This window comes from Caryophanon tenue, assembly GCF_001700315.1.
In the GTDB taxonomy this organism is placed as follows: Bacteria; Bacillota; Bacilli; order Bacillales_A; family Planococcaceae; genus Caryophanon; species Caryophanon tenue.
Genome location: NZ_MASJ01000039.1, coordinates 1 through 21715, shown reverse-complemented (window position 1 = coordinate 21715; position 21715 = coordinate 1). Strand labels below are relative to the sequence as shown.

The 21715-nt window shown below is 39.3% G+C and carries 19 protein-coding genes; 12 read left to right on the top strand and 7 right to left on the bottom strand.

The features are described from left to right. The first annotated feature begins 131 nt into the window (after positions 1 to 131). Positions 132 to 1673 carry an aldehyde dehydrogenase family protein gene (locus A6M13_RS13265; RefSeq protein ID WP_245669328.1) on the top strand — a complete coding sequence of 514 codons (1542 nt, stop codon included), beginning with the start codon at positions 132 to 134 and terminating at the stop codon, positions 1671 to 1673. A gap of 285 nt (positions 1674 to 1958) precedes the next feature. Further along, the gene (locus tag A6M13_RS13260) at positions 1959 to 2777 is read left to right on the top strand and encodes a LysM peptidoglycan-binding domain-containing protein (RefSeq protein WP_066547281.1); all 819 of its coding nucleotides are present in this window, start codon (positions 1959 to 1961) and stop codon (positions 2775 to 2777) included. Positions 2778 to 2828: 51 nt separating this feature from the next. Here the strand turns inward: A6M13_RS13260 and A6M13_RS13255 are convergent, their stop codons facing one another. Next, positions 2829 to 5852, bottom strand: coding sequence for an Ig-like domain-containing protein (locus tag A6M13_RS13255; protein ID WP_066547279.1), 3024 nt, complete (start codon positions 5850 to 5852; stop codon positions 2829 to 2831). A 164-nt stretch (positions 5853 to 6016) separates the two neighbouring features. On the opposite strand from A6M13_RS13255, the gene A6M13_RS16370 reads away from it, so the two are divergent. The 3 genes from A6M13_RS16370 to A6M13_RS13240 are packed head-to-tail and all read left to right on the top strand — an operon-like array spanning position 6017 to position 7944. Continuing rightward, entirely contained in the window at positions 6017 to 6340 is a 324-nt protein-coding gene (locus A6M13_RS16370) for a hypothetical protein (RefSeq protein ID WP_169817452.1), read from the top strand. Next, a complete protein-coding gene (locus A6M13_RS13245; RefSeq protein ID WP_066547275.1) occupies positions 6312 to 7370 on the top strand; it encodes a S8 family peptidase in 1059 nt (352 codons plus the stop codon). Before A6M13_RS16370 ends, A6M13_RS13245 begins: the two co-directional genes overlap by 29 nt. Before the next feature lie 19 nt (positions 7371 to 7389). Continuing rightward, a complete protein-coding gene (locus tag A6M13_RS13240; RefSeq protein ID WP_066547271.1) occupies positions 7390 to 7944 on the top strand; it encodes a GNAT family N-acetyltransferase in 555 nt (184 codons plus the stop codon). 52 nt (positions 7945 to 7996) lie between these two features. On the opposite strand, the gene A6M13_RS13235 is transcribed toward A6M13_RS13240, so the two are convergent. Further along, complete coding sequence (locus A6M13_RS13235) at positions 7997 to 8413, bottom strand: hypothetical protein (protein WP_066547269.1); 417 nt, start codon at positions 8411 to 8413, stop codon at positions 7997 to 7999. A gap of 158 nt (positions 8414 to 8571) precedes the next feature. Between A6M13_RS13235 and A6M13_RS13230 the strand changes: the two genes are divergently transcribed. Further along, positions 8572 to 9159: a YdcF family protein gene (locus tag A6M13_RS13230; protein WP_066547266.1), complete on the top strand. Its 588-nt coding sequence runs from the start codon at positions 8572 to 8574 to the stop codon at positions 9157 to 9159. A 131-nt stretch (positions 9160 to 9290) separates the two neighbouring features. After that, positions 9291 to 10283 carry a S66 family peptidase gene (locus tag A6M13_RS13225; RefSeq protein WP_066547264.1) on the top strand — a complete coding sequence of 331 codons (993 nt, stop codon included), beginning with the start codon at positions 9291 to 9293 and terminating at the stop codon, positions 10281 to 10283. Positions 10284 to 10447: 164 nt separating this feature from the next. Here A6M13_RS13225 and A6M13_RS13220 read toward each other — a convergent pair whose 3' ends face one another. Next, positions 10448 to 12133 carry a hypothetical protein gene (locus A6M13_RS13220; protein WP_066547261.1) on the bottom strand — a complete coding sequence of 562 codons (1686 nt, stop codon included), beginning with the start codon at positions 12131 to 12133 and terminating at the stop codon, positions 10448 to 10450. A 133-nt stretch (positions 12134 to 12266) separates the two neighbouring features. On the opposite strand from A6M13_RS13220, the gene A6M13_RS13215 reads away from it, so the two are divergent. The 5 genes from A6M13_RS13215 to A6M13_RS13200 all read left to right on the top strand — a co-directional run bounded on the left by A6M13_RS13215 (position 12267) and on the right by A6M13_RS13200 (position 17106). Further along, positions 12267 to 13217: an alpha/beta hydrolase gene (locus A6M13_RS13215; protein WP_066547256.1), complete on the top strand. Its 951-nt coding sequence runs from the start codon at positions 12267 to 12269 to the stop codon at positions 13215 to 13217. 256 nt (positions 13218 to 13473) lie between these two features. Further along, complete coding sequence (locus A6M13_RS13210; protein ID WP_066547254.1) at positions 13474 to 14805, top strand: VWA domain-containing protein; 1332 nt, start codon at positions 13474 to 13476, stop codon at positions 14803 to 14805. Positions 14806 to 15198: 393 nt separating this feature from the next. Then, positions 15199 to 16146 carry a tyrosine recombinase XerC gene (locus A6M13_RS13205; protein ID WP_066547253.1) on the top strand — a complete coding sequence of 316 codons (948 nt, stop codon included), beginning with the start codon at positions 15199 to 15201 and terminating at the stop codon, positions 16144 to 16146. A 38-nt stretch (positions 16147 to 16184) separates the two neighbouring features. Beyond that, positions 16185 to 16361 carry a hypothetical protein gene (locus tag A6M13_RS16365; protein ID WP_169817451.1) on the top strand — a complete coding sequence of 59 codons (177 nt, stop codon included), beginning with the start codon at positions 16185 to 16187 and terminating at the stop codon, positions 16359 to 16361. Between the two features lie 55 nt (positions 16362 to 16416). Further along, complete coding sequence (locus A6M13_RS13200) at positions 16417 to 17106, top strand: VOC family protein (RefSeq protein ID WP_066547251.1); 690 nt, start codon at positions 16417 to 16419, stop codon at positions 17104 to 17106. Between the two features lie 22 nt (positions 17107 to 17128). Here A6M13_RS13200 and A6M13_RS13195 read toward each other — a convergent pair whose 3' ends face one another. From A6M13_RS13195 to A6M13_RS16450, 4 genes are all read right to left on the bottom strand, one after another. After that, entirely contained in the window at positions 17129 to 18256 is a 1128-nt protein-coding gene (locus A6M13_RS13195) for an S-layer homology domain-containing protein (protein ID WP_066547248.1), read from the bottom strand. Between the two features lie 245 nt (positions 18257 to 18501). Beyond that, entirely contained in the window at positions 18502 to 19608 is a 1107-nt protein-coding gene (locus A6M13_RS13190; protein WP_066547245.1) for an S-layer homology domain-containing protein, read from the bottom strand. Between the two features lie 332 nt (positions 19609 to 19940). Beyond that, positions 19941 to 21542: a gamma-glutamyltransferase family protein gene (locus A6M13_RS13185; RefSeq protein ID WP_066547242.1), complete on the bottom strand. Its 1602-nt coding sequence runs from the start codon at positions 21540 to 21542 to the stop codon at positions 19941 to 19943. Beyond that, positions 21511 to 21715: hypothetical protein (locus tag A6M13_RS16450; protein WP_211270319.1), on the bottom strand; the 205-nt coding region annotated here is incomplete at its 5' end. The genes A6M13_RS13185 and A6M13_RS16450, both read right to left, overlap by 32 nt.

Genomic DNA, 21715 nt, shown 5'->3' with positions numbered 1-21715 from the left:
ATGACTATCCAGAGTTAACGATTGAGGTCGCCTATGATATTCAAGAGGCATTAATCGAGCGAAAAATAACAGAAGAACAAACAAAGCTTTCCGGGTGGAAGCTAGGTTTAACGAGTAAAGCAAAACAACAAATGATGGGCGTATATGAGCCTTCTTATGGCGTGTTGTTTGAAAATATGTTACTGGCGCCGGATGAGCCGATTTTAATGGCACCGTTTATTCATGCAAAAATCGAGCCTGAAATTGCCTTCGTGTTAAAAAAAGATTTAGACGGACCGGTTGTCACGGTAGCGGACGTATTAGACGCAACGGATTACGTGACAGCAGCAATGGAGATTATTGATAGCCGTTATTTAAATTTCAACTTCACATTACCAGATGTAATTGCGGATAACTCGTCTTCATCACGTTATATCGTGTCACCACAACGCCACGCTGTATCAGATATAAATTTGGAGCTTATGGGCTGCGTCTTTAAAAAGGATGACGATGTGTTAGCGACAACGACAGCCGCTTCAGTAATGGGGAATCCTGCACGCGCAGCCCATAACTTGAAATTTTTCGCAGACTTTATGGAACAACAAGGCGGCGAAACGTACCCAATGGATGATAACTATATTAACTATACACGTTATGAGCCAGTTGGCGTTGCTTCATTAATTACACCATGGAATTTACCGTTTATGCTGACAACATGGAAGCTTGGTCCATGTCTTGCAACCGGTAATACAGCGATTATTAAACCTGCTGAAACAACGCCTTTAACAGTATCGTTACTCGGTGAAATTGCGAAGGAAGCGGGCATTCCTGACGGTGTTGTGAACGTCATTCATGGATTCGGTGGCGGTTCTGCCGGTGAATATATGACGACACATCCTGAAGTCGATTTAATTTCGTTTACGGGGGAAACATCTACAGGGAAAGCAATTTTGAAGAATGGCGCAGATACGCTGAAAAAAGTATCGTTTGAATTAGGTGGGAAAGCCGCGAATATTATTTTTGACGATGCTGATTTAGAAAAAGCAGTACCAGAATCGATTCGCGCAGCCTTTATGAACTCCGGTCAAGTTTGCTTAGCAGGTTCACGTATTTTAGTACAGCGTGGCATTATGGATGAGTTTTTAGCGAAGTTTAAAGAAGCGGCGCAACAATTAGTTGTTGGCGACCCACAAGATGAACAAACGAATATGGGGCCACTTGTATCACAAGAGCATTATGAGAAAGTAACAAGCTATTTTGAAATTGCTCAAATTGAAAACTCGCAGCTTATTCATGGTGGGAAACGCCCTGAATTACCGGAACGTTTAGAAACAGGTTATTATTTAGAACCGACCATTTACGTACAAGAAAATCCACTAGCTCGCATTTCACAAGAAGAAATTTTCGGACCAGTAGTAACAATTATTCCATTTGATACAGATGAGCAAGCACTTGAAATTGCCAATAGTACAGACTATGGCTTAAACAGCATCATTTGGACTGAAAATTTAAAACGTGCACATAATATTTCACACAATGTTCGTGCGGGTACGATTTGGGTAAACTGCTGGTTCGTTCGTAATTTACGCGCACCATTTGGCGGCTTTAAAAAGTCAGGTGTTGGACGTGAGGGTGGTCACCATAGCTTAGAATTCTTTACAGAAGCGAAAAATATTTGTATTGCATTGAAATAAAGTTGTAAAAATCCCGTAAGAGTGTCATTTTTCTCTTACGGGATTTTCTTTTTTTTAGGTATTGATTTTTATACAGTTAATTGTATGTTTAACATCACTCTATAAAGGGAATTAATAAGGCTATTTTAAAAGCTTATATTACAAATGAAATGCTATATACCACGCGTAGCCAGTGCCTACAATATCGAAGAAATCGTGATTTTTGTTATATGTTTGTAATACAAAATGGATAGAATGAATCTCGTAAACAACATTAAAAAATAAAACATACGAGGTCAACTTTATATGCATACATTCACAAAGAAAATTACAGCCATTGCACTTGGTGGTACATTAGCATTTACAGGTGTCACAGCAGCATCAGCTGCAACATATACAGTAAAATCAGGGGATTCATTATCAAAAATCGGAAAGCAGTACGGCGTGTCATATCAATCAATTATGAATCAAAACGGCTTACGCTCAACAACGATTTACCCTGGTCAAAAATTACAAATCGGTGGTGCTTCAGCAAGTGCATCAACATCATCTTCAACAAAGGCAGCAGCTTCTACTACATATACAGTAAAGCGTGGCGATACATTATCAAAAATCGCAAGCCGTTACGGCACAACATACCGTAATATTATGAACATTAACGGTTTACGTTCAACGACAATTTATGTTGGGCAAAAACTAAAAGTAACAGGAAAAGCATCAGCATCAAGCTCAACGAAAGCAAGCTCAGCTTCATCATCATCTGTAGGTTCTTCAAATGTCGTAACGAACGCACGTAAACATTTAGGTACACGTTATAAATTTGGTGGCTCTTCACCATCTACAGGTTTTGACTGCTCTGGCTTCATCGCTTATGTATTTAAACAATCAGGTAAAAATATTGGGCGTACAACAGCGGCTGGTTACTACAATATGTCAACAAAAGTATCTTCACCACGTGTAGGTGACTTAGTATTCTTTAGCGGCACATACAAGCGCGGCATTTCACATGTAGGCATTTACATCGGCAACGGTCAAATGATTTCAGCAGCAAGCTCTGGCGTAAAAGTAGATAGCGTACGTAGCGGTTACTGGGGTAAATACTTCACAGGTTACGGTCGTCTGTAATTTATAGTATATAAAAAGACATCTGCGTATTTTCGCAGATGTCTTTTGTCGTTATTTTTTCTCTGGTAAGCTTAAGAAGTTACGATCGTTATGAGAAGGATAGAGTTCATTGACTGGAATGATTTCGTTTGTTAAACCATTGAACTTAAACACTTCCCAATATGCGCCGATTCCATCATGCGGTACATAGAATGTTTCAACCGGTGTTTCTGAAGCACCTGAGTAAATATCAACACGCGCACCTGAACGAGCAAGTGTCGTTGATGTTGTTGAATAGTACGTTGTATAGTTATGGATACCAAACGTGTATAAACCTGGACGAACTTCTGATAATGTAATCGTTTCAGGTCCGTAATAGTACGTATCATCACGGTCTAATGATAATCCTGCAAACTCACTGTAATTAGAGTCACCAACATGCGTATAGTATAGGTGGAATGATTCGTTATTTAAACCTGGTCCCCATGCATGTAAGTCAAGATCAGATGGTTCGTTTTCCCACGTTAATACAACACGCATCTCACTTAAGTCTAACGCTTTACTAATCGTAAAGTTTTGATTCGTTTTATCTTGTTCTGCGACAACAACAATTGTGAAATACGCTTTTAAATAGCCTTCTTTTAATAGCTCAATCGTATATGTGCCCGCATTTAATTCGGCTGTATATGTGCCATCCGTATTTGTGAGTTCTGAATGAACAACATCCCCATCTTTATTATCTTGACCTTCTCGGAAGAATAATGTAGTGTCAGCCATATTTTCACCTGAAACGGCATCAATAATTTTCCCGCTAACTGTGCCAAGGTTGACGAAATCTAGATTTGTTAATTTTACTTCATTAATAATCTGTGCAATTGTTGGGTCATTTGATACTTGTATCGTTGAATATACAACCGTTTCTAAATAACCGTCTTTTTCAAACGTTAATTTATAGTTACCTGGCTTTAATTGTGTCGCATATTCACCTACGTTATTCGTTGTTAATTCGGCGATAGGTTCTTGTGGAGTGCCCCAGTCTGTGCCAATTAAGTCATTAATATTGTCTAAAATTGTGCGTGGTGCAATCGTTACATTAACATCTGCTAATGGCTCTTGTGTGGAACTGTCCACTACACGACCTTTCACAGCACGTGGTGTTTGTAATTGTTCTTGGTTTGAGACGTAAATCGTTACTGTTTCTTCAAATGTTTCATCTAAACCTTCATTATAATAAGTTAAGTCAATATCAACAGATTCACCATGAAGTGTACCTTCAGCAACGGTTACTTTACCATTTGGGAAGACTTTCACGACATCTGGATTTTGCGAAGTTAACGTTAAGTTATCATCTGGCGTACTAGATGCACCTTCTAAAATCGGTTTAATTTGGCTTCCAGCCGTTACGCCATCTACTTTTAAATATTTGCTCTCACCAGCATCAACATATAAGTTGTCCACTAATAATTGTTCAATGCCACAGTTACTGCTGTCTTTTAATGTACGTGTAATTTCATCTGAACCATTCCCAAAGAATGTAATGTCTACAAAGTCGCGAATATTAGCAGATAAACCTAAACCGACTTTAGATGTTGAATAGAAACAAACCAAGTCCGTACTGATTTCTCCTGACAGTTCTTTTTCATAAAATAAGTTAGCGTTTAAGCCACCAAGCTCGAATTGGACAACTTCTGCAGTAATATCTAAGCCAAAGCCAAGACGCCCTGTTACATTCCCGCTAAATGCTGTAAATTTCGGTTCTAATGTGAATCGACTTTCGTTAAAGCCGACTGTCTCGTTATCTTCATTCTTTTTTAAGCCGAATACTAAGCTCGTTTCTTGCTCGAGTTCTACAGATGTTGAAACCGAACCTTCTAAGTTATAGAAGAATTGTGGCATAATTTCAACGCCGGCAACGCCACCTGCTTTTACTTGGAAGCCAATCGGTAATAAATCAATAACATCCCCGATTTCCGCTTCCATACCATAGCCAATTTCAACATTTGTGACAACACCAGCTGTCATTTCTAAACGGTTTAAACGTAACCATTTTGTATCCACATATAATTTTGGATAATTTAACGTAAATGTTCCGTTAACATCCGCGTCTAAACGAGGAATTTTATAGTTTTCAAATGTAATGACAAGCTGATGAGCAGAGCTGTTATCAACAATAATGTCACCTTGATTCTCATCTTCATCATCGTTATTATTTGTGTTTGGTCGATTTGCTTCGCTTACTGTAATCGTTGCTTCTGAACCATCTTCATTACGTAATAGGAAGCGTAAATCACCGTTTGGTAATGTATTTTCAGATAGAACTGCATGTGAAAGTTCTGGCGAAATCACGACATCATCCTGTGTTAATGAAATTTCTTGAGAAATATCAATATCTGCAAATACTTCGTCAAGCTCTGGATCTGTTGTTGTAAACGTAATGACATTGCCACGTTGCGTCACACTAACGATTTTTTTCGCCCAACCTGAAGGGTATTCAGCTGTAGCTGGTAAAATGATAATTGCTCCTGCTTGAAGTTGTTGTACTTGAGCAGAAGGATTTGTAAATGAAAGTTCATTTCCTTCATATGTACCAGACGTTAATGTTTGAAGTACATTGTCGTTTAAAACAACTGTACGGTTTGTATACGATGTTTCGTTTGCACTATCTTCACGTGCAACGAATACATTTGTTGTATCAAGTTCGTCCGATGTTGTAAATGTCATTTTGACAGGTTTTGATAAATATTCACCATCTGGTGTATACACATTTTCACTAACATATAATGTGTATGTTGTGTTCGCATCATAATGATTGAGCGGCGGCGCAACTAATAATTGCTTTGAACCTGTAATATACGATGTTTCTACACCCGATACACGGTTACCTTGTTCATCTTCTACATACACTGTATGTGAACGAACAGCATTTTCATGAATTACTTTTGAAAATGTCACTGTAAATGTTTTGTTCATAGGTACATTCTGCTGTGATTGGATAATTTGCCAATCGTCGTTTGCAGAAGCACTGTTGTGTAAGCCAAAGACGATAATAAATATCATACAAAGACTGACAACATGCATAAATAGTTTTTTATTCATGCGAATTCACCTCCTTTATTTAACATATCTTCCTTTTAAGAAGATTTCAAGCGTTCTTCCGATATACGTGGTAAAAATGTGATAAAATAAGAACAGTTTTTACATAACTTTCGATGCAAGAGGAGAAGTACATGAAACGAATATTTAGTATAATCGGTCTATTATTGTTCAATCCATATAATGCTTCTGCGCAACAGCTAACCACTTCGACACTGATACAAGCAGGCGACCAGAATGTAACAGCGGGAACGACCATCGCTGGCGATGAATCCTATTATCGATTCGAACCAATTGAATTAGATGAGCCGCGTACCGTTTCTGATGTAGCTACTACATCATTTACGAATTGGCAGGATATGATGGGCATTCCATTTAGTTGGACGTTTGCTCGTTACCAGCAATATGTCCCGACCATTGCCATCATTGATTCAGGGGGTCAATACGCAGCATGTAGACTTTGTGCCGGAGTTATTTCAGGAAGGCTTTAATTTTCATGATCAATCAACGGATGTACGTGACAGCTTAGGTCATGGTACAGCTGTAGCTGGACTGATTGGTGCAACGATTCAAAATGATATGGGTATTGACGGGATGATTGGGTCATTCGCTGTCCATATTTTACCGCTTCGCATTACAAACTCAATGGGCGGTGCAAGTATAAAAGGTTCTGTTGATGCGATTAACTATGCTGTTGAAAAAAATGTAGATATTATTAATTTAAGCTTTGGCGGTACACAATTTTCAATGTTAGAAAATGAAGCGATACAACGTGCAATTGATGCAGGGATTCATGTCGTTGCAGCAGCAGGTAATGAAGCGGAGCGTGGCAATCCGATAAATTACCCAGCGAGCTACGCAAATGTTTTATCGGTTGGCGCGATTGATGCGGATTTTCAGCGTGCGTCATTTTCAAATACAAATGCATATGTGGACGTTGTGGCACCCGGACAAAACCTTGAAGTGCTTACAGGTACAGCACAAACGAAAAGTTTAAACGGTACATCCTTTTCAACGCCACTTGTCGCGGCTACATTAGCAATGATGAAAAGTATTATGCCAACACAAACACGTGAAGCGCGCGAAAAAACATTACGTGAAGGCTTAGTCGATTTAGGAGAAGTTGGCCGCGATGATGAATATGGAGATGGTGCGGTTTATATGCCACGAACACTTGCACATGTGTTTCAAGAAAATGTTTTGAATCAACTACAAGGCAACGAATTGATTCGAAATATCTCGACTTTTCCTGTAAAAGAAGTGACAAACACACACGCGATTCAAGTACTATTTAATGAAGACCTACATGAATCGGTTGCGCAACACGTACACCTTTTTTATAATGGACAACAGACGAATATATTTAACGTAGCGCAACAAGAAAAGGCACTGATTATTACACCACAAACGCAGTGGCAGGACGGCATGTATACGATTGTCATTGATGAACGTTTACAAAATGCAGCGCAGCTAACGTTAACAGAGTCATTTAGTACGACATTTATTATTCAAACACAGTGAAAGTAAAGGGATAAAGTTTATGCAAATTGCACGTTATGACCAGCAGTATGCGGCACAAATCGCAGAATTATTAAATCGTTATATGCCATTTCAACCAGAAGATGCGAAGACAGTAGATGAGGCAGGCGGTATTCGCTACATAGCGCTTATTGATGGTAAAGTGGTTGGCTATATCGCAGGATATGTGATTGAACAAGCGGCTGAAGAGTTTCCATATTTTGATGATGAACTAACAGCGTTAAAAAAGCATATTACACAATATGACACGCTATATGTGAGTCATTTCGTTGTCAACCCGAACTATCGTCAACGAGGCATCGGTTCACAACTAGTTGAAGCATTTATGAACGAAGCAAAAACAGTGGCAGAAACGATTGTAGTCGTTGGGTGGGTACAATCTGATACAAATAAATGGGCGGCGGAGCGACAGTTTTTAGCGCAAGGCTTTACATCATATCGTTATATAAAGCGTTATTTTGAACCGTATAATGTGTATTGCCCAAACTGTAACGGTACTTGTTATTGTGATGCACATATTGTGATTCAGCATGTGCGCACGCCGGCAACTGTTTAAATAGTGTAAAATGAGCTGACGCAACAATGCACAGCTCATTTTTTATACAACTTTACGCGCGGACTTGTAGCGAAAAAACATAACTAGCGCTGCCCCGTGACCATTGTCCAGAAACGACATACATATAGCTTCCAGGCATATTAGGCGTTATAAAAGACGTATTAGTCGTTACATTTCCACCATCTATTTGCGAAATAGTGAGCGTGTCAGAGAGTGGCTTTTCACTAAACTGCAGTGTAATGATTTCACCTGCTTGGACGGACAGTGACGTTACCTGCATATGAGAAGGTTCCACCATATCAACGCAGGATGCTGAAAAAAAGGATGCCCAACAATAGGAGCTTTGTGTTGCTTCGATATGACCGCGCTGCGCTTCAATGGTCAATGTAGGTGGCATTGTCTTTTCGTATAGCGCTATACAGAAAACGAGGGTAAGTGCTAACACGATTATAACGATAATTTTTTTCATACGTATCTCCTTTTAAAGATGATACGTAACGGCGATGGGATTTGTTACAAGGTTTTCATGTAAAGAATAGTGCTGTCGATTGACGCATGTTCAGAGAACTGTTATTTTTAGCTGAGAGTATAAGGGAAGTGGATACATAGCTTTAGGGGGATTGAACGTTGAAGAAATTGTTCATAAGTTTCATAACGGTGCTGTTAATCGGAAGCGGCTGCTATATATGGCTTGGTTCGTTAATTGAACAACAAAGTGAAACGAATGCGGATGGTACCGCACCATACGCGATTATTTTAGGTGCGAGTGTAAAACCGGATGGGAAGCCATCAAAGCTTTTACAAAGTCGTCTTGATATGGCGATTCCTTACTTACAACAACATCCAGATGTCCAAGTGATTGTGACAGGTGGGATTGAAGAAGAAATAAATCGAACAGCAGCCGATGTGATGGCTGAATATTTAATTGTGCGAGGGATTGACCCACAGCGCATTATATTAGAAGAATACGCACGTAATACACATGAAAATATGGTTTTTTCAAAAGAGTTATTAAATGGTGAAACACATGTAACGCTCATCTCAAACGAATTTCATTTATACCGCGCTACATGGCTTGCGCATAATTTAGCACTTGAGGTCGACACGATTGCTGTACCGACACCGGAACAATATGTAGCGAAGAACGAGGTACGTGAACGCCTTGCCATTATTAAAGATTTTTTAGTAAGTCGTGATACATCCGTTGAGCCATAATAAATAAACTCGCAGCGAGCACGACGTTCACTGTGGGTTTATTTAATTTCAACGAAAAGTTACTTCGTGCCTTGTAACGTTCATATGGATTGTTATAATAAGCATACATTACGAATAAGGGAGGATTTGAGATGTTTACGCCGCTACAAAAAGGCGATACGATTGGTATTTTCACACCATCGTCAGCCGCTTCTGTTTGGGCAGTTGAACGCTATGAACGAGCGAAGCAATTTTTAGAACAACGAGGATTTATCCTTAAAGAAGGGCATTTAACAGGGAAACAACAAGCATATCGTTCAGGTACACCGAAACAACGCGCCGAGGAACTGAATGAATTATTACGTGACTCTTCTGTGAAAATGGTGATGTCGATGATTGGTGGTACAAATTCTAATAGTATCCTCCCGTATATTGACTACGAGGCATTTCGCCAACAACCTAAAATCGTCGTAGGCTATTCAGATGTGACAGCAATACTATTAGCGCTATATGCGAAAACAGGGGTTCCCACATTTTATGGTCCGGCACTTGTCCCATCGTTCGGCGAATTTCCACCACTTGTTGACGATACATACCGTTATTTTGAACGCTATTTTTGTCACACACCTACGATTCCATACACGATTGCACGCAGTGACGTTTGGTCGGATGAAGCGGTAAATTGGCTACACTATGAACGCCCGAAAATAACGTACGTAAACACATGGCAAGCTGTCCACGATACAGTAGTCGAAGGTCGATTGATCGGTGGCAACAACAATGCGATGTACGGCTGTATCGGCACACCATATTTTCCGAATATTCAACAAGGTGATATTTTATTACTAGAAGATTCGATGAAAAGTGCTTCCACAGTTGAGAAAAATATGGCAATGCTCAAGCTACATGGCGTTTTTGATAAAGTTGGCGCGATTCTTTTAGGTAAGTATGAACGCTACGATGATGAAGGTAGTGGTAAGCAACCTCTTGATTTATTACTTGAACAACTGGATGACCGTCCGATACCGATTTTAGCAAATATTGATTGTGCACATACGCACCCGATGTTCCCGTTACCTATTGGGCGAAAAGTAAGAGTAGACACACATGCACAAACGATTACATGTGTTGAGCCATGGTTGTAATGAAAAGAATGAAATTTGAGCTTTTGTAGAGATGATAAAATTGATCATCATAAAGCAGAAAAATATCCTTCAGCAGTTGTCGTTGCTGAAGGATATTTCTTTTTGTCCCAGTTTCTTTCGGATTCTGTTCTGTACTTTGATATGATATTAAGCTTACTCTTTTTCTATCGCATATCTCCAAGTGTGCCTTCATAAAAAGCTTTTTCTAACTTTCCTAAATCTTGTGACCAAGCTGCAACCGATGCCGTATATTCTGGGTCGCGAAGGCGTAAACGAATATACGACTGTAAACTAGACACGACACGAGCAAGCCCCACTTCTGAAATTGCTTGTTGCAGAGCATCCCATCGTTGCTGCTCAGTTGTGGATTTCACTTTATAACCGAATGGTACAAGAGAGGCCTGTGTATTTAAGGTTGGTGTTAAATCTGGGTGTTCAATCGTATCAACAATTTCAGGGATGCGGAAATCAATCGTGTCATCCAATAACTGTGGTGCATTGTAAAAATCACTAAAGACCCGAGAACCAAATTGCTGACGGTTTAGCCCGATTTTTTCTAAATATACATCGACCATTTGCACTTCTTGATAAGCAAGCTGGAATGTTTTTTCAGTAGGCAACGCTTCGAATTGAGCAAACAATTGATACATTTTTTTTGCACGATCTGAAGCGGTCGTTTTAAAATACGTTACAATTTTATCATTTGTGAAATAACGCTCCGCAAGCCCGTTATAATAAATGGCTAATAAAATAGGCACATCAAACGGTTTATACGCCTCATATTTCACCATTTTTTTCACAACAGCATCTAGTAAAGAACGGCTGTATACGCTAGCGCCTTCGTCATGATATAAGCGTAATAACGTAAAGACCCCTTGGCCATCCGCTTCGATAAAATCATCATGTAGCTTCGCTGTTCGTACACGTGATGGCATTGGTAGATGTGCCAATTCATATTGCGTAAAAATACGTTTCCATACAGAGCGTACTAAATCTTTTTCATATGCGTTCGTTTTTGCCAATGTAATAAACGTATCGACAACTTCTGCTTCATCATACTTACCGGTCGTTGCTTGTGTCATAAAGGCTTCCCATTGTGGTAATTGCACATCAGCGACATTTTTTTGTACTTTCTTCACTGCTTTTAATTTTAGTTGCGGGAATAACCGCACAATCTGTGGATAGGGCTTTAATTGTTTTGCCAGTTCCGCTTCCTGTGAACGTTCACGGACATGTGCATATAGTGTTGGCATATTTGTAAAGACTTCTTTTTTAGCATAAATCGCAAGCGTTAAGCAAACAAAAACTTGGAATGCTGGAACACCTTTCATCGCTTGCTTCGCTAACACCGCACAAAGCATTGCAAAATACGCAGGATACTTCGTTTTATAAAGCACAACGACATCCAATAAGATCGGATAACTCGCCTCATCACACTGCGTTAATTGCGTATGTAAATGTTTGAACTCATCTGTTACAGCAGGGAGTTTTTTCGCTTGTTTCACCATCGCAAGCCATAATGCGAGCATCGTATCCATTGAAAAATGAAGATGTTTCATATTCCAACGATACAATGCGATATAGTACATCATACGTGTTGCATCGTCTTGGTTATCCGAGGCGATGAGCGCGCGTGCTTTTTTTGCATCCTGTTCGCTGCGTAAAATAATTGGTTGTTGACTTTGTGTTTTCACCGCACTTTGTTGTTGTTGTTTTAAACGTCGGTTTTCTTCCGTTAATCGACGGTTTTGTAATGTTAGTTCAGCAATTTGTGCATCCTTTTTCGCAAGCTGTTCCTCTAAATAAGACGCAACTGCAATTTGAATATCTTTCATTAATGAATCATGCATCGTTTCACACCTCTCGTGTACTTAGTATATAAGAAGAACAGTGTGCTGACAAAAATTCGCAATGTTTCGTCATGTTTTATGAAGTGAAAAGTAGTGAAACATAATAGTAAGACGAAAAAGGGAGGTATTTTTTATGAAAAACGAAGACTATATTGTGTTAGAACCAGCGGCACAAGCATTCGCAAACGAAAATGAAGCCCCACCTTATTTATATGAGTTACCTGTAGAAGAAGGACGGAAAACAGTCGATGACGCACAAAGCGGCGATGTTGAAAAATATGATGTTTCTAAAGAAGTTGTAAAAGGTATCCAAACGCCTTCTGGTACAGTGGATGTTACATTGTATAAGCCGATAAATGCCGGCAAGTCATTACCGGTCATGATTTATGCACACGGTGGAGGATGGGTGTTTGGTAATGAGCATACTCACGACCGTTTAATGCGTGAATTGACATACTATGCACAACAGGCCATTGTATTTGTTCATTATAGTTTATCACCAGAAGCAAAATATCCAACTGCGCTTGAAGAAATGTATGCTGTTACGAAGTGGGCGGTCGAACATGCGGAACAGTACGGTTTTAATGCAGAGCATGTAACAGTTGCTGGCGATAGTGCAGGTGGGAATTTGGCGACAGCGACAGCCATTTTGGCAAAGCAGCGGGGAACTCCGACGATTCATAAACAAGTGCTCTATTATCCAGTAACAGACGCACGCTTTGATACACCCTCGTATGAGCAATTTGCACGTGGTTTCTTCTTGCACCGAGACGGCATGAAATGGTTTTGGGACCAGTATACAACAAGCGAAGTGGAACGTGCGCTGATTACTGTCTCGCCATTACGAGCAACAGTAGAAGAATTGGCTGATTTACCAAAAGCACTCATTCTAACAGCTGAAACGGATGTATTGCGCGATGAAGGAGAACGCTACGCAGCTAAATTACGACAAGCGGGTGTTGATGTTACAAGCGTGCGTGTGCCAGGTATCATTCACGACTTTATGATGTTAAACGCATTAAAAGATACAAATGCATATAAAGTAGGCATGACGCTAACGGCGATTTGGCTACAAAAAGCGTAAGAAAAAGAAGTATGCGAGGGTAACCTGCATGCTTCTTTTCTTTGAAACTGCAAAATGATTCACTTTGATATTCATATATGCCGATTCGTTGGAATTTATCTCAAATCAACAAATCATGATTTTTAAAATCGTAATGTACAAAAAATATGGTTTTTCGACGATAAATAAGTTTTATCGTGAAATTAGTGATTTAAATTACTTTACGTTATGATAAAAGGAGAACCTTCGTTCAAAACAAATGGAAAAGGTGATAAAAATGGAAGCGTTAATTCGAGGACAAAAAATAAAAGTAGCTGATTATACAGATGCAGTCGATTATCGTGTTGAAATTGTTATTCAGTCTCCGTTAGAAATAGACATTACATGTTTCGGTTTAAACGAAAGTAAGCAATTATCTGATGACCGATATATGATTTTTTATAATCAAACACAATCGCCAGCGAGTGAAATCGTATTATTAGAATCTAAAAGTGGCAAAGGTGTTTTTACAGTTAATATCACGCAGTTGCCACGTAGTGTTCAGTATATTGTGTTTACAGCGACCATTGACGGTGAAGGAACGATGAAAGATATTCACAGTGGTACCCTAACGTTATATGCCGGTGAAGAGCCAGTCGCGAATTACATATTTGCTGGCACGGATTTTCAACAAGAAAAAGCTGTTTTAATCGCCGAACTATATAATAAAAACGGTTGGCGATTAGCGGCGATTGGTGCAGGTTTTAACGGTGGCTTAGCCGCTCTTTTAAAAAGCTTTGGTGGTAAAGTTGCAGAAGAACAGCCAGCAACAGTGCCAATTGTAGACGCACCGACCGAGACAAAACGAGTTCAATTAGAAAAGAAGATGGCACAAGTAGCACCGCAGCTACTCGATTTATCGAAAAAAGCGAAGGTGACATTAGAAAAAGTTGGCTTATCTGAACATACTGCGAAAGTTGCGCTCTGTTTAGACATTTCGGGTTCGATGGCGTCGCTTTATTCATCCGGGAAAATTCAAGCATTTGCGGAGCGGATTTTGGCGTTAAGCACACGCTTTGATGATGATGGTTCCATCGACATCTTTTTATTTGGACAACATGCCCATAAAGCTGGCGAACTATCGATTACGAATTTTACTGGGTTTGTTGAAGGGCTAATGCGGCAATATCCATTAGAAGGTGGTACGTATTATGCGAAAGTGATGGCACTCATTCGCGCGCATTATTTTGGTACAGTTAGAACAACGAATGAAATTTTTCCGCAAAATACGCCGGTGTACGTGATGTTTGTAACAGATGGTGATACCTTTGATCGACCGGAAACGACGAAGCACGTTCAGCAATCTTCTTATGAGCCTTTATTTTGGCAGTTTATGGCCATTGGTGCATCTAAAAAAGATGCTACGGGTGGCTTCTTCAAAAAACTATTTACATCTGATTTTTCATTTTTAGAAGGTCTTGATGATTTGCCAGGGCGTTTTATCGATAATGCCGATTTCTTTAGCGTCCCTGATCCGACGAGTGTAACCGACGAGCAACTATATGATTTACTGATGACGGAATATCCAACTTGGGTACAATTAGCAAAGCAAAAAGGATTGCTACGATAATCGATAAAATCTACTAACAGCTTTTTGTTAGTGGATTTTTTATTTTTCAGTCGCATTTTTAATACTTTTCAATATTTTCTTCTCCCTCTTTTTCTTTTCGAAATAAACGCTCACAAAATTGATCAACTACCAATGAAAAGAGAAAAAATTGCATGAGAATTAGAAATAACGTTTTTATAATGTATAAAGCAATAATTAATGGTATTTAAGTAGAAAAAATACGCATTTTATATTTTTTAATGTTATTTAAGATTCTGCGCGAAGAATTGTCGAAGGACGTTACATAAAAATCGCACTTTTTTGTACCTTTTTATAAAAAGGTTCCCAAATTCATATTTGGGAATGTTTTTTTACATAAAATATGGTTATAATAAGGCTAGAAGAGGTGACGATATGCAAAACTATCCAAAGTTTTTACGTGATTTTTTAATTTATTTGACAACGATCAAAGGGAAATCGAAAAGAACCCGTGAAGAATATGAATATGACTTAGTGTTGTTTTTCCGCTTCCATTTATGTATGCAACAGAATCTTCCATTAGAAACGCTGGAAAATGTGTCAATTCGTGATATAGCTGTTGACGATGTACGCGATATAACACTTGAAGATTTATATGTATTTCTGGAGTACTGTGAAGAAATCCGCCATAATTCGGCGTCCTCTCGTGCTCGAAAAGTAGCAACACTTCGCGCGTTTTTTAAATATATGCGTGGAAAGCGAAAACTCATTGATGATAATCCGGCTGAAGAATTAGAGTCACCGAAACAAGTAAAACGTCGTCCAATTTATTTAAAGGTAGATGAAGCACAATCATTATTACAGGCGACAAAAAGTGGTTCGCATTATGAACGAAACCATTGCATCATTACATTTTTCTTACACCTAGGCTTACGCGTTTCAGAATTATGTAATTTAAATATGTCAAGCTTACAAGGAGACCAGCTGCGTATTATCGGAAAAGGGAATAAAGAACGTATTGTTTTCTGCAACGATATTTGCTTAGAGGCGCTACATGCATATAAAGCAGTAAGAACACCGTATAAAGGCGACGAAGTAGATGAGCCGCTGTTTACATCACAAAAAGGAACGCGTCTAACGCGCCAACGCATTGCCAAAATGCTAAAAGCTGTAAGTGAAAATGCCGAACTGACAAAAGGCGGCATTACACCGCATAAATTGCGCCATACATCCGCAACATTAATGTATCAAGCAGGTGCAGATATTCGTAGTCTCCAACATATTTTAGGGCATTCAAGTGTAGCAACAACACAAATTTACACGCATATTGAAGATGATTCCATTCGTGATGTGTTAGCTAAAAACCCATTAAATAAAAAATAAATATATTATGTAAACTAAATAAATGGAGGAAAAGAAATATGAAAACATTATTTATATTAATTTCACTCATGCACTTTGCGGTTTTAACGAATATTACTTTGCTTGATGGGACTTGGAATGGTATTACAATGATGGTTTGTACAGGACTGTTTGTCATTGCTTGCTGGGTATACGGCATGAATAAACAGGAGCAAAAAGAGAAAAATCCGTCATAGTTCTACTGTCTTTACACGATAAGATGCGTTAACGTAGCTGTAAGGAGATGGTTTCATGCATATACAAAAGGTAGTACTACATACAGCACACTTAGAAGAATTATATACATTTTATACACAACAGCTACAATTACCACTGATTGAAAAAAGCGCGACGTATTTCTCGATATGTGCAGGTGAAACGACGTTAATATTTACGCAATCGACAACGGGGCAACCTTTTTATCACTACGCTTTCGATATTCCAAGTACTCAATTTGACGAAGCAAAAACATGGATACAACAACGTGTGCCACTGTTAACGGAAAAAGGGGAGGATGAGGTTTATTTCGCAACGATTGACGCAAAATCTCTATACTTTGAAGACCCAGCAGGCAACATTGTCGAGTTTATTGCGCGTCTGCATGCGAATGAAGGGCACACGGCACCTTTTTCTGAAGCCAGCATATTACGTATGTCTGAAATGAGTTTAGTTGTAGCAGATAAAGTAGCAGCTGCCAAGCAGTTAGAAGATGTACAAGTCGTGCCACGTAACGGAGATCGTGTCGATCCAGACGGTGGATTATACTTTTTAACGCAACAAAATATGCCGATCTATTTATTGCTCGTAAGCCCGTTCAGACGGTGGTTTTTCTCAACGAAAGAAGCTTTAATCTTTCCTCAAAGCATTTATTTAAAGGATGGTACAAAGATTGATATTGATGAACAACATAAGCTTCATGTAACAAAACCGCTCTTACTGTAAACAGTAGGAGCGGTTTTTTACGTTAATACAGTTGTTCAAGTGGATTCACAGATACAGATAAATGGGTTAAATGAGCAGCACTGAAGCTAAGCGGGTTCGTACTTTGTCCTGCAGATGCCATAAAACCATAGTAGACGCCGTTTATCGCTTGTTTTGTATGCCCGATATACCAAATGGCACCATCATAATTGTATGTTTTTATACTTAATGAACGTTCACCGAGCGCTTGTACGAGCACGCGTCCTTTTAATTTTGGATTTTCCATTTGTTCATCATATAACACAACACGATTGATACCGTTTTTACCATTGCTCATACCATCTTCATAACAGAGACTAAAACCTTCTTCCATAAACATTGAACATGGATATGGCAACTCATAACCAGCATAAAAATGATAGTTACGTACAGATTGACGTGCTGCAGCAATTGGCATATTTCGACGAATAGCTTCATCCATAAATTCGTGTTCTGCATAGGCCTTTCCAATCGTTGTTTGTGTGCCAATAAATGGCTGGAGAGCTGTAGATGCTTGTAAATCGTTTGTTGCTTGGTTATATGCCCGGAATAAAAATAACGCCATTTCACCACGTGTCACGCGCTTATCCGGTGAAAATGTACGATACGGCATAATATTCGCGACATATACCGCATTGATGTATGCGTAACGAGGGCTTGTTTTTGGCACATCGCTAAAACTTTGTTGCGCCGTTGGCTTTTTTAAATTGTAGCTATACGCTAACATTTTTGCGACATGCGCACGGGTTACGGTGTTATTCATACGGAATGTACCATCTGCATAGCCATTAACAATGTTATACTCATGTAAACCTTGAATCGATGAGTAGTACTCATGCGAAACGGAGACATCTGTAAAGCTTGATTGTGTAATACCTTGTTGATAACGAGCAGATGATACGGTAAGCGTTAATTGCCCAATCATTTTGGCCGCTTGTCCACGTGTTACATAAGCGTATGGCTTAAATGTACCGTCGGGAAAGCCCCGTACAATCTGTTTATCCGCTAAAAAATCAATGGCGCGACCAATTTCTGTGTTTGCATTGACATCCGGAAAGCTAGCAGCATGGACAGCAGAAGGCGCAAGAAGAAAAATAGCAGTGGCAAACAGTGTGAAGAGCCATTTTTTCATAACAACTTTACTCCTTTTACACTTAGTATAACGTATTTTTTGTTTATTGTTCAGAATATTCTAATAAATGAATCGTTGTAATTATTGTATTAACAAAAGGGGTATAAATAGTTGTCTATTCGTTGGAAAAATCATATGCGAATGCACCTAAATAAATTATAAAATTATTATGTAAACTCATTTCATTTCGAAGGCATAAATAAAGCGTGGCACGAACATATTCGTGCCACGCTTTCGTTAACAGATTAACGAAGAGCTGTGTCGTAGTAACGATACTTTACAACTTTCGTTGAGACTACTAATTTATGAACTAAAGCTTGATTTTCCTGAGAACCGATTGCTTCAAAATAATAATGTGAGCCACCAGCTTGCGCGAAGCCGCGGTAATAGGTTTGACCATTATGACGTTCTTGCTTTACTGTAAATTTCGCATTTATTGCATTTTTAATCGTATTGACAGTCAAGTCAGGGTCAATTATTTCGACTGTATCAACACCTGCTTGGCCATCTTTAAAGCCTTCACCGTAACAAAGCTTAAATAATAAACTTTTAAAGTGAGAGCATTGGTTTACAGATGGTTCTGCATAGTGTGCCGTTTCAAAATCATAGCGAGCAGACGAGATTGGCTGTAGACGTAAAATTGTTTCGTCCATCACAGGATGATCTTTTAATGCTTTTCCTAGTGCACTTGATGCCGGAATAAACGGCTGATTTTTCTTCTTCGCTTCTTTTAGCATCGTTTCGCTATAATTATGTGCGCGGAATAAAAAGAGTGCCATTTCACCACGTGTCACGTATTGATTTGGTGAAAATGTTTGTGTTTTCGTTTCGCGCATAATACGTGTTTGGTACACTGAATTAATATATTCATAACGCTCTAAATGTTTATCCACATCTAAAAACGTACGACGCTCTTTATGATGATACAACACAAAGCCATATGCAATCATTTTCGCCGTATGTGCGCGCGTCACATATTGGCCTGGTCGGAATGTACCATCGCTAAAACCGCCAATTACTTCATAAGAAGAGAGCCCTTCAATTGCTTCGAAATATTGATGACTATCAGGAATATCTTTAAATGATGGACGTAACGACGCGTTATAACGGTGAGGTGCTTGGACATATGTTAATTCTGCAATCATTTTGGCAGCTTGCCCACGCGTCACACGTTCAAATGGACGAAATGTACCATCTGGAAAACCTCTAATAATCCCTTCATCTGATAAATAATCAATTGCACGTCCGAGTTCGCTATTTTTATTAACATCTGGGAATTGTTTTGCCTCGCTCACATGTGGTGCGACAACTAGTAGTAATAAGGTACATAAAAACGCCCATACAATTTTCATTTCTTCCATCCTCTCAGTTGAAATACGTAAATAAATCAATAAATTATGAACATTGCCTATGTCTGACAGCGCGTTACCAGAATAAGTTTTCTTATTTTATGATGATTATAATACAAATCAGTATTAAAATGTGCGATTTTCCTGAAAATAATCATTTTTATGTAGTTCATACGGTATAAAATATATCCATTTTCACGTAAAAAAAGCGTATACAATGTAGTTTTGTACTGTATACGCTAAAAATAATAGAATTTTTATTTTATTGTTTGTGAAAGCAATATATTTTCGGGGAATTTATTATTTGTATAACAATAATCGTACTTTGGCTTCCATTAATATGATGCAATCGCACCGTCTGTACGGCTTTCTGTGCCTCCATATAGAACGCCGTTTTCTGGATTTCGTATAATAATTTGTCCACGACCAAAACTACCGCTATCCGCTTGGAGATGAATATCATGTCCAAGTCGTGCTAATGAGTGGACGAGTGACAGTGGGAAATGCGCCTCAACATGAATCGTCTTGTCTTTGACCCATTGCCAGCGTGGTACGTCCAATGCTGCTTGCGGATTTAGCTGATGGTCAATCAGGTGGTTGACGACTTGGAAGTGTCCTTGTGGCTGCATATACGCTCCCATTACACCGAATGGTCCAACCGCTTCATGATCTTTCGTTAAAAATGCTGGAATAATCGTATGGTACGTCCGTTTTTTAGGTGCTAGTGCATTAGGATGTGTGGCGTCCATTGAGAAATCATGTCCACGATTTTGCAGGGCAATGCCTGTATTCGGAATGACAATACCTGAACCGAAGCCCATGTAATTACTTTGAATAAAGGATACCATATTGCCATCTTTATCGGCCGTAGCTAAATAAACAGTGCCGCCTTTAACGAACGGTGTTGCAATTGGCTGTTGCGCAGTTGGAGCTAGCTGTTCAAACTGTGCCTTCGCACGATTTTTACATAGAAGTTGCTCTGTTGTGACAGGCATGTCAGCGCGTTCTGTAATTACTGCTTTCCCATCCGCAAAGGCTTGTTTCATTGCTTCAATTTGTACATGAAGGTCATGTGCGTCCATCCATTTTGGCGTTGTATGTTCATATATGTTTAACGCCATTTGCGCGACAATTCCTTGTCCGTTTGGAGGGATTTCCCATACATCATAGCCACGATAATTCACCGAGATAGGTTTCACCCATTCGACGCGATACTGCGCTAAATCATCCTTCGTTAAAAATCCACCGTAGCTACGTAAAAAGGCATCAATTTCATCTGCTAATTCCCCTTGATAAAAAGCACGTCCATTTGTTTCACCGATAAGGCGCAGCGTACGAGCATGCCCAGGAGAGCGCCATATATCACCAATTTTTGGGGCGCGTCCGTCTACTGAAAACGTCTCAAACCACGCTTGAAATTCAAGAGCAGTGCGCGTTTCTTTATATTTCTTATAAGCACGTTGCCAATAATCACCGAGTGTTGGTGAAATCGGGAATCCTTGTTCTGCATATTCAATTGCAGGCATTAATACATCTAGAAGCGGTAACGCCCCGAATTTTTCCGATAAGGCAGCCCATGTAGCGGGTGCGCCTGGAACGGTAATTGGGATAACACCTTCTGCAGGAATATGGTCAAACCCTAATGCTTGCACCGCTTCAATTGACATCTTTTGTGGGGAAGGTCCTGAGCCGTTAATACCATATAGCTCTTCGTTCATCCAGACAATTGCAAATGCATCACCGCCAATGCCATTTGATGTTGGCTCCACAACGGTTAGGGCAGCGGCTGTTGCAATTGCGGCATCAATGGCATTACCTCCTTGCTGCAAAATACGTAAACCGACTTGTGCTGCGAGTGGCTGAGACGTTGCAACCATACCTTGTCGTGCAATTGTGACATTTCGTTTACTCGGAAATGGGTAATGTAAAAAATCCAAATGATTCACTCCTTTTATCTAGTATTTTCATTATACGAAATATAATATAATGATAAAAAACATTTTGCACAGCAAAAACTGCGTGGGGGAGCGCCCACGCAGTTTTCAAAAAGTTATGCACGACGACGGTCATCATCATCATCATCATCATCATCATCATCATCATCATCATC